This window comes from Paenibacillus faecalis, assembly GCF_900289175.1.
GTDB lineage: Bacteria > Bacillota > Bacilli > Paenibacillales > Paenibacillaceae > Paenibacillus_AQ > Paenibacillus_AQ faecalis.
In genome coordinates this window covers 66,168-79,150 of sequence record NZ_LT985747.1, presented here as the reverse complement: position 1 = coordinate 79,150, position 12,983 = coordinate 66,168, and the positions used below count along the sequence as shown (strand labels likewise).

Sequence of the window (12,983 nt, the reverse complement as noted above, 5' to 3'; positions counted from 1 at the left end):
ATGTTGGACTTAAAGCCGGCAAATGGCCGCTGGACATTTTGGTGAATCAGGGCATCTGCAAATTTCACGCAAATTTGAAAGTTGACGGATGATCATTTTTCCTTCCTCGAACTCGATCGTGCCATCGTTTTTCCATTCCCCCAGCATACGGTTTACGCTTTCACGTGTACATCCGATCATCTCGCCCAGTTCTGTGTTGGTCAGTTTAATCTGAATATGAATGGAACCATCAACTGCCGGAATCCCGTACGTGTTACTCATCCGGATTAATGTTGAAGCAAGAGCGCCGGATTTACCGAATAACAGCAAGTCGCGCATTTTCGATTCGATGATCTGGTTATTCAAGCCGAGCCAGTACATAAATTGCAATGCAATGTCTCCGCGGTGAGCCAATAATTCTTCAAGGTCTTTCTGCAGAATGACCCCTACTTCCACCTGGGTCATCGTTTCGGCGCTATATCCGTACTGGGTATTTTTCAAACCGTTGAATTGTGCGATGAAATCTCCGTGTTGCAAAATCGAAATGATGAGGTCTTTTCCTTCTTCGGTCGACTTTAGCAGTTTCACTTGACCGGAAATGATGTAATACAGTCTGTCGGCCTTATCGCCTTCCCAGAACAAATAAGAACTTTTCGAAATTTTTCTTATCTGCATAATGTCTTGTAAACATTTAAATTGTTCTTCCGTCATATATTGTCCGATTCCGTTCGGGCTTAATATTTCAGTGTTTTTTTCCGTACGTTGTTTACATGTTTGAAATGTTTGCTGATGCTGCATGGTCATAGCCATTGAAGTTTGCCCCCCGTGTCTTCTTGTTATATTCATCATACGCCAGAAGACATTTGATGAACATCGGGGAAGGCTCTGAAATTTTATTGGGGGAATTCCCTGTATTTTGTGAGATACATCATAGAACATGATGGTAAACTGCCGTAAAATAGCGCCTATCCTGACGCTCTTTCATACATAAACCCCTAGATTATTTTCAGGGTAAACCCTGAGGTACAATTGTTCCAGTAAAGGCTACAATGAATCGTATAAGTATTAAAGCGAAAGTATAGGAGGGACCCGTTGTGAAAGCTGAACAAATGGATTGGGAAGAGCGTTTATCGGAATTGCGCAAGTTAACATGCAGCGATTTTTGCGCAGTTGCGATATATGATACTTCTGCACGGAAAATTCGATGGGCTGCGGCTTCGGGTTATACCAATGAAAAATTTCGTTTTATGGTAAATCGGCCAACGCAGGGGATTGTCGGCGATGTGATCCGCATTGGCAGGACGGTACAAAAAATTTGTACACCGGATGAACAGCGTCGAAACGATGATTATATGATGCTGGCGGAACATCTTCACGTAGCAGCCGCTGCCCCCATACAACAAGAGCTTAACCTTGCAGGAATCATTTTTATGGGCAGACGAACAGGCGTAACTTATCATCCAAATGAATTAATGGAGCTGGAGTCTTTCTCACAGCGATTTTCAGAAAAATCCGGTCTGCAAAAATCTTGAATCGCCGTCATATAACAGCGTCAAAACATCTTGAAAACAAGTTCATATTTTCATAGATTTCATAAAAAAAAACAATCCTTGATTGCCGGGATTGTTTTTTTCTTATATCATGATATAAGTCACACTTTACTGGACGGATATAGGAGGGGGAACCATGGTACGTCTATTGATCGTGGATGATCACGCGGTTGTTCGATCCGGCCTCAAGCTGCTTTTGGGGGAAAAGCAGAACATTGATGTGGTGGGAGAAGCGGCTGATGGGGATGAAGCGATTCGTTTGGCGAAGGAGTTACACCCGGATGTTATATTAATGGATCTAAGCATGCCGCATGGAAAAGACGGTATGACAGCTACCGAAGAGTTGAAAAAAATGCTGCCGGATATATATATATTAATTTTGACGATGCATGATGATGAGCAGTATTTATTCCGCTCGATTCAAGTGGGCGCTTCCGGATATATTTTGAAAAATGCTCCCCACGAAGAGTTGCTTACAGCTATTCACCATGTTGCTGCAGGCAATGCTTACTTGACGCCGATGGCTACGAAACGTTTAATGGGTCAGTATATTGAGCAGGTGAAGAACGGGGAGGGAGCCGATGAATTCGATACTTTGTCGGATCGTGAAAGGGAAGTGCTATCCTGGACGGCTAAAGGATACTCCAACAAGGAGATTGCCGAAAATCTGATCATCAGCGTCAAAACGGTTGAAACACATAAAAGCAATTTGATGGAGAAATTAGGGCTTAAAACCCGTCCTGATTTAATAAAATACGCGATGAAGAAGGGGCTGCTTACTTTTGAATAAAAATCAAGGTGCTCATTATCCTGAGGTCATTGGTCAGCATGTGATTTCACTGTTAAAGCAGCTGGATGAGCTCCCTGGTGATCTGCAGCTATTAGAACAGGTAAAAAACTCACTGCGGCAGTTAAATGATTTAAAGATCGCTTTGGATGAATCTTCGATTGTTGCGATTACAAATCATAAAGGCCGAATTATGTATGTAAATGATAAATTTTGTGAAATATCCAAATATTCACGCGAAGAGCTGCTTGGTCAAGATCATCGGATTATTAATTCGGGGCATCATGGCAAAGCTTTTATGAAACATCTGTGGGATACGATTCAATCTGGACGTATATGGCATGGGGAAATTAAAAACAAAGCCAAGGATGGAGTATATTACTGGGTGAATACGACGATCGTGCCTTTGCTTGATGAAGCAGGGGAGCCTGTACAGTATTTGGCTATCCGTCATGAAGTCACCCGTCTGAAAGCAGCTGAAGAAGAACTGAAACAGATGATGCTCAAGGTTATGGAAATTCAAGAGGAAGAGCGCAAACGATTCTCTCGCGAACTGCATGACGGTATTGGACAAAGCCTGTTTTCACTGTTAATTAGTATGGATCGCGTTCTGATCGCCGAGAAGGAGCGCTCAAACTCTGCATCGGAAACGGCGGCTGCGAAGAGCGGTTTAGTGACAGAGGAATTGTCGGCCATCCGCCAGCAAGTTTCTCATATTATTGAAGATGTTCGGGGGCTGGCTTGGGAGCTTAGACCTTTCATTCTTGATGATCTGGGGGTTGTACCTGCTATTCGGACTTACATCGAAAATTTCACGGAACATTATGGGATTCGTGTCCAATTCGAATCAAACTTGACTAAGCGTTTAGATCACCAACAGGAAACTGTTATATATCGGGTTATACAGGAAGCGTTAATGAATGCAGGCAAATATGCTGATGTGGATCAGGTTAAGGTTCTGATTAACCAGGATGAATCCAATATTAACGTTTCCATTATTGATAAAGGTAAAGGGATTATTCGGGATGGTCGAAAAAAAGGAGTGGGGCTGTTCAGTATGGAGGAGCGCGCACGTGGAATCGGCGCCAATTTTGACATTGAAACGGCTCCTGGAAAGGGAACGTCCATTTATTTGATGATTCCGATCAAGTAAAAGGCTGCTATCAATGCGTAAGATGCTTGCCAAGCAGCGAAAGAGCCCGTTGTTGATTTTTGAATCAGCAACGGGCTTTTAGAGTTGTAGTATGGATTGAATGACTACGCAGTGCATAATGATAATAAAGAGTTGCTCTGAATAGTTCTTTTCATTAGACTCAAGTTAAAGAGCTGTCGTTATCATGTTGAACCTCATTTTCCACCTTATATACAATAGTCGGTAATAGTCGGTGCAACCGTGAGCCGAAAAAACAAACTCAGAACAAAGGGGGCAGCATCATAATGTACAAATTGTTGTTAGTAGATGATGAAAGATTTCAAAGAGCAGGAATCAAGTTTATAATCGAAAAGTACAAGTTGAACCTGGATGTGATTGAGGCGGGTAGCGGTGAGAAGGCATGGAGTTATTTGCAAAATCATCATGTCGATATCCTGCTGACGGATATTCGTATGAAGGAAATGAGCGGCTTGCAACTGGCGGAAAGAGTAAGAGCTTTGGATAAACGAATTAAAGTTATTTTTATGAGTGCTTACGGTGAGTTTGAATATGCACAGCAAGCTATCGATTTAAAGGCGATAAAATATATATTGAAGCCAGTTGAAGTAAGTGAATTTTTGAAAGTGCTTTCAATGGTTATCGAGATATGTGATCATGAACAAAGAGCCAGAGAAGAGACGGATAGAATGCAGCGAATATACGGAAAAGGAATTCGATATGAACAACAAAAGCTCATTTCACAGCTCGTTCATGGTCATAATAGCGAAAGCATTGATCAAATGATCGATATATCAACGATTATGTGCTTTTTTTCGAATTATGATCATTTCCGTATGGTCATATTGGATTGCAGCGAACGTTTTTTTGATCAAATTGATGAGGATTTTGAACGGGAGCTATCTGATCAGATGCAAAGACAGATCGACATGATCGATCTGAATGAACATCAGTGCTTGCTATTTATGGAGGCGTTTGAAGAGGAAAGCAAGAGTGATTTGGAAGCGCTGGGATCGCGGCTCATCACCTGGTCCTACGAGCAATTCGGGATTGACTTGTATGTAGCATTCAGCGGTACGATTCAGCAAGCCTCTCAAATTAGAGAGGCGTACAATGAGTTTGAAATGCTGCTGGAGAGCAAGTTTTTCTATAATCAAGGTGTTGTATTTTTCACCGGAGCAGTCTCGCTGCATGATCAAGAGGAAATAAATGTCGAGGAAATGCTCCAGGAAATCAACAGAGATGTCGATCGTAAAGATTATTCAGCCGTAAGGGTTCACTTTGAACGTTTAGCGATTTTGCTTCAGGCTAATGAACAGGTTTCTTCTATTTATTTAAAATACATATGTATGGAAATTGTTAAAAAGCTGATTACATCGTCACCAAACAGAAATTCGGCTAATTTTAAAAAAAATTTGGAACTCGTTTATAACACGAACAGGTTGAATGACTTAATCGCTTTGATGATTTCGATTTTGGAGGAAAACGAATGCTCAGGTAAAGCGGGGGATGATTCCAAACGAAAAGTAATCGCTGAAGTGATTCATATGATTGAAACTGAATATTATCGTGACATTTCGGTAGAAGAAATAGCCGAGCGAGTATATTTATCACCTAACTATTTGAGCCATCTGTTTAAGAAGCAGGCAGGTGTAAGCATCATCAAGTATATTACTTCAGTCCGAATGGAAAGGGCAAAGGATTTGCTGCAAAATACAAATAAGAAGATTGCCGATATTAGCGAAGAGACGGGATACCGAAATGTGGCCTACTTTTGCTCCCTTTTCAAAACATATTTTGGTATTGCACCAACCCAATTCCGGGAAGAGTCCAAAGCATGACTACCCGGTTTCATCCCCTTCATTCCATTCGGTTGAAGCACAAGCTATTTTTATCCTATTTGCTCGTAATTATCATTCCAATCGCTATTCTTGGTGTTTATAGTGAGCATCAATCCAATCAGCTGCTGGATATACAAGCGGTGCAAGCCATGGGGAGCAAAAGCAAAACGATTATAGATACATTAAGCATAAATATGCAACAGCATAAAAATACGGCAAGTTCTATCACGTACAGCAATTCGATCATGAAGATCTTGAGCACGGATTATGTTGACTATGTGAATCTGCGCTGGGACCTCAAACAACATGTAGAACAGCAGATGAACTCCATTAAAGCGTTGAACAAGGCCATTCTCGAAATTACAATTTATACGAATTCCAAACTTCCCGAGTATGGAACTGAGATTGCGTCCGTTTCTAGAGTGGAGAACGAACCGTGGTATAAGAAGGCCCTATTATATCAGACACCGGTCTGGGAAATCGATGGGAGCAACATTATATTTGCCAGCAGGTTTCCGAAAAATTTCGATAAGAAAAAAATAGATGTTTTATATATGAAGCTGGACTATCGGAGTTTTTTCGAAGCGATTGATATTGTAGCGAATGAGACAGGAGTCGTTATTAGCGACACAGAAGGAGATATTGTATATTCGAACCTGGGGACGATTAAAAATCGTTATGGAATCAGTGACATTCATGAGGATGATATCATTCAATCTGAAGTAGGACTTACTGAAATTGGAAGTACCGAGGTTATACTGTTGAATAATGCCATTCCGGAATCGGAGTGGAGTATTCGTACATTCGTGCCCAAGAAGGTTGTTTCTCCAAGTGATGGAAATATAATGCGGACGACTTTGCTGCTCATAAGTGTATGTACGATTCTGTTGCTGCTGATCAGCCTGCTGTTTTCCAACCGAATTACGAGACGTATTAACATTTTAATAGGCTGGATGAGACGAGTGAAGAGAGGCGAGCTTCATTTAAAGATTCAGAACACATCGAAGGATGAAATCAGTCAGCTGACAGATCATTTTGTAGATATGCTGGAGCGTGTCAATCTGTTAATTCAAGAGGCATATGCTAATAAAATTATTCAGAAGGAAGCAGAACTGCGGGCATTGCAGTCACAGATCAACCCGCATTTTTTATACAACACGTTATCACTAATCAATTTCAAGGCAATTGAGCATGATGAACAAGAAATCAGCCATGTCGTAACTTCTTTGTCCAAGTTTTATAGAACCGCTTTGAACAAAGGGGATCAGAACATATCGATTCATGATGAATTGGAAAACATCCGTTCCTATCTTGAAATTGTTCAGATGATGAAGGACTATAGTTTTGATATTCACTTCAACATTGATGAACGTGTTTATAATTACAACATCATTAATCTCATTCTCCAGCCGCTGGTCGAAAACGCTATTGAACACGGACTGGATAAGCTGGAAGAGCGAAGGGGAGAACTGATCATTACGGCACTGCTGGAAAACAACAGCATTCAATTGACGGTGGAGGATAATGGTGTAGGAATCTCGCCCGAACAGCTGGACCTGTTATTAACGGCACAAACCAATGGCTATGGCTTAAAAAATGTGAACGACCGTATTCAGTTGAAGTATGGAGATGCCTATGGCGTAACCATTCAAAGTACCGTTGGATCGGGGACGGTGATGAAGGTTACGATCCCTCGTACAACGTAATAGTTTGCTACAAGCGACAGTTTCTTTTTCCGTAAGGAGAGGGGAACTGTTTTTTATTTGAGCATAGAACACCCCTTTAAGGATGCGTTAGAAAACTGAAACAGATCAAAGATTTCTTATAAATACTTTATGAGAACCCCATGCTACAGTGGATATACGAGCCAATTTCATCAGCGTGGAAAGGGGGATTTTAAGGTGAGCGAAACAGATGTTAAACGGAGCAAGCTGAAGTATTCTGTGACACTAAAGGGCAAGAGAAAGTATTCAAAATACAAAATACTGTATCTCATGCTGTTTCCGGGTATGCTGTATTACCTGATTTTCAGTTATCTTCCGATGTATGGGGTCACATTGGCGTTCAAGGATTTTTTAATACTTGAAGGGATCATGGGAAGTCCGTGGGTTGGATTTCAGCATTTTCAAGATTTATTTTCAGATCCGTATTTCTATACCGTATTAAAGAACACCATTATCATCAGTTTATATAAATTGGTGTTTGGCTTCCCGATTCCTATTCTGTTTGCCTTGTTGTTAAGTGAAATTGCAAATATGAAATTTAAAAAAGTCGTTCAGACGGTCTCTTATTTGCCTCACTTTATATCATGGGTCATATTGGGAGGCATTTTCTTTACAATATTCTCATTAGATGGTCCGGTCAATGCGATCGTGAAGCTGTTTGGCGGTGACCCTGTTTTATTTCTTGCAGATCCTACGTACTTCAGAACAGTGCTGGTGCTAACAAGCATCTTTCAAGGTTTCGGTTGGGGTTCTATTATTTACTTTGCTGCTATTTCCAATATCGATCCTCAGCTGTATGAAGCGGCTATTATGGACGGAGCAGGACGTTTCAAGCGAATGTTTTACATTTCGATCCCTATGCTGTTCCCGGTTATTGCGATCATGCTGATCTTATCGATGTCAGGCATATTGGATGCCGGATTTGACCAAATTTTCAATATGTACAACGTTCAAGTGTACAGTGTGGCAGATATTATTGATACTTATGTATATCGTCAAGGCTTGATTGAAATGAACTATAGCCGTGCAACGGCCATCGGATTGTTCAAATCCGTAATCGCCCTAATTATGATCGTGGTTGTGAATAAAATCGTTAAGATAATGGATCGGGAAAGCTCATTATGGTAGGCCCCTGAAAGGAGGAACTCCAATGCTTAATGTAAAGAAGTCTCGCGGTGATAAGGTTTTTGATGCGATTCTGTACTTGATCATGACGATCATCATGATCATCACCATATACCCCTTTTGGACTCAGATTGTCATTTCACTAGATGGCGGCGGGGCCGAAAGTGCTGCCTACTCATCCGGCATTATATTGTTCCCTTCGGAAATCTCGTTCGAAAGCTACAGGCTTGCTTTTCAATATGAAGCGATGTGGTCAGGTTATTTAAATACGATTTACCGTACAGTGCTTGGCGTCATTTTGTCCATTACATTTACAACACTAACAGCGTATCCGCTGGCTAAAGCGAAGCTTCCAGGCAACAAGATATTTACTGCTATTATTTTATTTACGATGCTGTTTGGCGGCGGAATGATCCCTAACTACCTGCTAATTCAAAATCTCGGTCTATACAACACGATATGGGCGCTTGTAATCCCAGGGATGGTCGGGGCTTTCAACGTCTTGATCATGCGCAACTTTTTCCGCGCCATTCCGGAGGAACTGGAAGAGTCTGCAGTAGTCGATGGTGCGGGATATGGCATTATTTTTACCCGAATTATATTGCCTCTGTCGAAGCCGGTATTAGCTACGGTAGCTTTATGGGTTGGAGTAGGACACTGGAACGCTTGGTTTGACAGCATGATTTATATTTCTGACCCGGGTCGTCAAGTTCTTCAAGTGGTGCTGCGTAAGATCATACTTGAAAACAATACGACGGACTTAACATTGATTATGCAAAAAATGAGCAATGATTCCGAGTTTTCAGGAAGACAGCTGCAAGCAACGATCATCATGTTTTCGATTATCCCGATGCTGATTGTGTATCCATTTATTCAAAAGTATTTTGTTAAAGGGGTTATGATCGGTGCCGTCAAGGGTTGATTATGGATGAAAAATCACCATTTTTGATGGATGTGTCAGGTTTTCATTTGCAAAAAAGAAGAAAATGGAGGTGTACGACATGAGAGAGGACTGGTTGTTATCCCCTGAATCATTTAAGGCAGCCGTATATGTTGATGATCAAAATGATGAAATCATCATGTCGAACGGACTGATTCAACGTGTTTGGAGGATTTCGCCGAATGCAGCGACGGTATCTTTTGATAATTTAATGACAGGTGAAACGATCATCCGCGGAGTTAAGCCGGAAGCGATGGTTACCATTGACGGGGAAGAGTTTGCGGTAGGAGGACTACGTGGACAGCCGGATTATGCCTATTTAAAAAAAGAATGGATTGACGAGTTGACGTCAGATCCCCATGCCTTCCATTGTTCTGCTTTTGAAACGGGAGTCACGAAGGAAAGGTTCCCATGGAAGCGAACGAAGCACTCGACATCTGACCCTTGGCCAGCGCCCGGCGTATCCTTGCAGCTCAATTTTACTTCCACTCAAGAGCGTACCAAGGATATACATATATCTGTTCATTATGAGATGTATGATGGGATACCGCTCATGTGCAAATGGCTTTCCATCCATAATCAAGGAACAAGCAAGGTGAAGCTTCATTCTTTTATCAGTGAAATATTAGCGGTGGTGGAGTGGGATTCACCTGTAGAAACGCCGGATCGTTGGGACTTTCCGAACCTTCATGTTGAAAGCGATTACTCATTCCAGGGAATGGCGCAAAGAAAAGCGAACCGGACTACTTATTGGGTCCCCGACCCTGAATATAGAACGCAGGTCAATGTAGATTGTCAGTCTCCAGCCTTGCTTGAGAGCCGGCCTCCGCTTGGCCCGGATATATGGATCGAGCCGGATAAGGTGTTTGATACGTTTCGCACCTATGAGTTGATTTTTGACAGTACAGAACGTGAGCGTAAAGGTCTGACTCAGCGAAGAATGTATCGCATGATGGCACCATGGACGCAGGAAAATCCGATCTTTTTACATGTTCAAAGCACGGACTCTGCGGTTATTACGGAAGCGATCGATCAGTGCGCCGAAGTAGGCTTCGAGATGGTGATTTTGTCTTTTGGCAGTAAACTGGATATGGAAAATGATGATCCGGCGTACATCCAGAAGTTTCGGGAATTGGCCGATTATGCTCACAGCAAAGGTATTGCAATTGGCGGTTATTCGCTGCTTGCTTCAAGGAAAATAGCTCCGGAGCATGATGTAGTCAATCCTGACGGTGCTTATTATATCCATTCTCCATGTTTGGAAAGCAAGTGGGGGCAGGAGTATTTCCGAAAACTACAAGCCTTTTTTAAGGATACCGGATTTGACGTTCTGGAGCATGATGGATCTTATCCAGGAGATATTTGCGAGTCAACAGACCATCCTGGCCATGTAGGACGCGAGGATTCCCAGTGGAAGCAGTGGACACGAATTTCGGAATTTTATAAATGGTGCAGAGGAAATGGAATATATCTCAATGTACCGGATTGGTATTTCTTAAACGGGTCCAATAAAGCAGGAATGGGTTATCGAGAAGTGAACTGGGCGCTGCCCAGAGAGCGGCAAATCATGTTGTCACGGCAAAATATTTATGACGGAACTTGGGAAAAAACGCCGAGTATGGGGTGGATGTTCGTTCCGCTGACTTCCTATCACGGCGGAGGACCTGAAACGACGCTGGAGCCGTTATGTGAGCATCTGGACGCTTATGAAGCCCATCTGATTAATAATTTTACCGCCGGTGTTCAGGCCGCATATCGCGGCTTTCGACTGTATGATACAGAAGAAACGAAACAGCGGGTCAAGAAGTGGGTGGATTTCTATAAAATGCATCGCAGTCTGTTAGAGTCGGATATTATTCATGTCCGCCGACCAGGGGGGCGGGATATCGATTGTATTTTGCATGTGAATCCGAAGCTGTCTGTCCAAGGGATGGCGGTTTTGTACAACCCGCTTGATGCTGACATCAGTCAAACGATCGAGCTTCCTTTGTATTATACAGGGCTTCGTGATCGGGCACGTATTCGTGAACAGAGGAATAAAGGAAAAGTATATGAGCTTGACCGGGGATATCGTGTACAGGTGTCTGTAACGATACCTGCACGTGGTGTAACCTGGTTGCTTATTGAACAAGAGAAGTAGTTTTTTTACTGGATAGAAAATTGAAACAGAACGAAGATTTCTTATACTTACCACAAGTAAGCCTCATGATATAGTCGAAGGTAACGAAGTGAGTTCATTAAAAGAATAAAATCCTATATAGCGAGAGGGTGGTTTTCGTGAGATCCAGAAAATCTGTTCTGCTGTTAATTACGGGTTTTTTGTTACTTGCTTCAACATTAGCAGGATGCGGAAGCAGCAATGATGCATCAAAATCAACGAATGGTTCGGAAACGAATGAAGCATCTCAGGAAGAGATGAAGCTCCAATTTTGGAGTTATTATCCAGAAAGAAATAAATTGGATTCTCCCGGAGTTATGGCTATCAAGGAGGACTTTGGTGTAGACGTTGAGTTCCTGCCCGTATCGCAAGAATCTTATCAGGAGAAGTTGAACCTGATGATATCATCGGGCGAAATTCCGGATTGGATGAAAGAAGGAAACGTTTCTGAGTACGAAAAGTACATTAAGCAAGGCGTGATAGCAGAAATACCGCAAGAGTTGATCGAGGAAAATATGCCCAAATATATGGAATGGATCAAGCGTTTTGTCGATGAAGAAGACCCGTTTAAATATGTAAGAAGAGATGGGAAAATTTATAGTCTCCCAGGTACATGGGATTTGGGTATAGACGGGTTGCAGCTCGCCTTCCGTGAGGATTGGCTGAACAATGTCGGCATCACCAAGATGCCAGAGACGATCGAAGAGATGGAAGTTGCTTTAACGAAGTTCCGTAATGAGGACCCGGATGGTAACGGAAAGAAGGACACATACGGTATAACCGCCACCGGGGAAGCCGTAACGGACATGTTTAGCTCAGTCTTCGGTGCATATGACGCTTTTCCAGGTATTTTCCGGGAGAAGGATGGCAAAGTCGTTCGCGGCGAGATCGAACCTGGTGCGAAGCAAGCGCTGGAAGTGTTGAATCGCTGGTATAAGAACGAATTGATCGACCCTGAATTTGTCGTTAATAAAATCAACAATGTAGAGGATAAGGTATTGACTGGAAAGGTTGGAGTTGTGGAGTTCTATTGGTGGTTCTTTATCCCGGGCAAAGCATTTTTGGGAGACGAGGGCTGGTATGACAAAATGAAAGCAACCAACCCCGACTTTAATTGGCTGTCTACAGGTGGAGTAAAGGGACCTGAAGGACACTACGGAATTTCACAGAGTTCGGCTGCTAAAGGCTCAGGTCTGATGTTCGGTAAGCAGCTGGAGCAGGATCATGAGAAGCTGGCTAACTATTTGAAGGTGTTTGAAGCAACCCAATTTGATCCGAAGTATTATGAACTGCTGAACTTTGGTGTCAAGGATACGCATTGGAAACTGAACGATGATGGCATTGTCGAATTTATTGCACCGTATGATGACCAGAAAGAAAGAGATAAGCTCGGCATTGCAGGAGGCTATTCGATGTCAGGATCGTTCAATGACTACGACTTTCAAACATCGTATACATCTGACAAAAACATGCGTCACTTAGCGAAAGAAGCCAGAGCGAAAGGTACGCCGATTGCTGACATTTTGACGGCTTATCAGCTTCCTGTATATAACGAATACCAGGATCGACTTACACAATTTACACTTTCTACTTACATTGACTTCATTACGGGACGCAAGCCATTATCTGAATTTGATAAGTATGTGGAAGAGTGGTTGAGCATGGGCGGCGACAAGGTGATGAAAGAAGCGCAAGAGGTGTTTGATCAAAACCAATCGTAAGCCATTCA

The 12,983-nt window shown here is 42.4% G+C and carries 10 protein-coding genes; 9 read left to right on the top strand and 1 reads right to left on the bottom strand.

Annotated features, from left to right (window positions below; all coding sequences use genetic code 11):
* Positions 1-9: 9 nt before the first annotated feature.
* On the bottom strand, positions 10-789 hold the full coding sequence (locus C8268_RS00360; protein WP_234032627.1) for a Crp/Fnr family transcriptional regulator: 780 nt from the start codon (positions 787-789) through the stop codon (positions 10-12).
* A gap of 284 nt (positions 790-1,073) precedes the next feature.
* Here C8268_RS00360 and C8268_RS00355 point away from each other — a divergent pair, with 284 nt between their 5' ends.
* From C8268_RS00355 to C8268_RS00315, 9 genes are all read left to right on the top strand, one after another.
* On the top strand, positions 1,074-1,511 hold the full coding sequence (locus C8268_RS00355) for a GAF domain-containing protein (RefSeq protein ID WP_106765832.1): 438 nt from the start codon (positions 1,074-1,076) through the stop codon (positions 1,509-1,511).
* Positions 1,512-1,665: 154 nt separating this feature from the next.
* A complete protein-coding gene (locus C8268_RS00350; protein ID WP_106765831.1) occupies positions 1,666-2,319 on the top strand; it encodes a response regulator transcription factor in 654 nt (217 codons plus the stop codon).
* Complete coding sequence (locus C8268_RS00345) at positions 2,312-3,469, top strand: PAS domain-containing sensor histidine kinase (protein WP_106765830.1); 1,158 nt, start codon at positions 2,312-2,314, stop codon at positions 3,467-3,469. The genes C8268_RS00350 and C8268_RS00345 overlap by 8 nt, the downstream gene beginning before the upstream one ends.
* Before the next feature lie 284 nt (positions 3,470-3,753).
* Positions 3,754-5,307, top strand: coding sequence for a response regulator (locus C8268_RS00340; protein WP_106765829.1), 1,554 nt, complete (start codon positions 3,754-3,756; stop codon positions 5,305-5,307).
* On the top strand, positions 5,304-7,013 hold the full coding sequence (locus tag C8268_RS00335; protein WP_106765828.1) for a sensor histidine kinase: 1,710 nt from the start codon (positions 5,304-5,306) through the stop codon (positions 7,011-7,013). The genes C8268_RS00340 and C8268_RS00335 overlap by 4 nt, the downstream gene beginning before the upstream one ends.
* Before the next feature lie 195 nt (positions 7,014-7,208).
* Positions 7,209-8,159 carry an ABC transporter permease gene (locus tag C8268_RS00330; protein ID WP_234032626.1) on the top strand — a complete coding sequence of 317 codons (951 nt, stop codon included), beginning with the start codon at positions 7,209-7,211 and terminating at the stop codon, positions 8,157-8,159.
* Between the two features lie 22 nt (positions 8,160-8,181).
* Positions 8,182-9,078, top strand: coding sequence for a carbohydrate ABC transporter permease (locus C8268_RS00325; protein ID WP_106765826.1), 897 nt, complete (start codon positions 8,182-8,184; stop codon positions 9,076-9,078).
* 79 nt (positions 9,079-9,157) lie between these two features.
* Positions 9,158-11,236 carry a hypothetical protein gene (locus C8268_RS00320; protein WP_199794788.1) on the top strand — a complete coding sequence of 693 codons (2,079 nt, stop codon included), beginning with the start codon at positions 9,158-9,160 and terminating at the stop codon, positions 11,234-11,236.
* 137 nt (positions 11,237-11,373) lie between these two features.
* Positions 11,374-12,975 (top strand): extracellular solute-binding protein, encoded by a 1,602-nt coding sequence (locus C8268_RS00315; RefSeq protein ID WP_106765824.1) that lies wholly within the window; start codon positions 11,374-11,376, stop codon positions 12,973-12,975.
* Positions 12,976-12,983 lie beyond the last annotated feature (8 nt).

What these genes read in the sequence shown, in the direction of transcription:
- C8268_RS00360 (WP_234032627.1), bottom strand. Translation starts at nt 789, where the DNA reads ATGGCTATGACCATGCAGCATCAGCAAACATTTCAAACATGTAAACAA.
- C8268_RS00350 (WP_106765831.1), top strand. Translation starts at nt 1,666, where the DNA reads ATGGTACGTCTATTGATCGTGGATGATCACGCGGTTGTTCGATCCGGC.
- C8268_RS00340 (WP_106765829.1), top strand. Translation starts at nt 3,754, where the DNA reads ATGTACAAATTGTTGTTAGTAGATGATGAAAGATTTCAAAGAGCAGGA.
- C8268_RS00335 (WP_106765828.1), top strand. Translation starts at nt 5,304, where the DNA reads ATGACTACCCGGTTTCATCCCCTTCATTCCATTCGGTTGAAGCACAAG.
- C8268_RS00320 (WP_199794788.1), top strand. Translation starts at nt 9,158, where the DNA reads ATGAGAGAGGACTGGTTGTTATCCCCTGAATCATTTAAGGCAGCCGTA.
- C8268_RS00325 (WP_106765826.1), top strand. Translation starts at nt 8,182, where the DNA reads ATGCTTAATGTAAAGAAGTCTCGCGGTGATAAGGTTTTTGATGCGATT.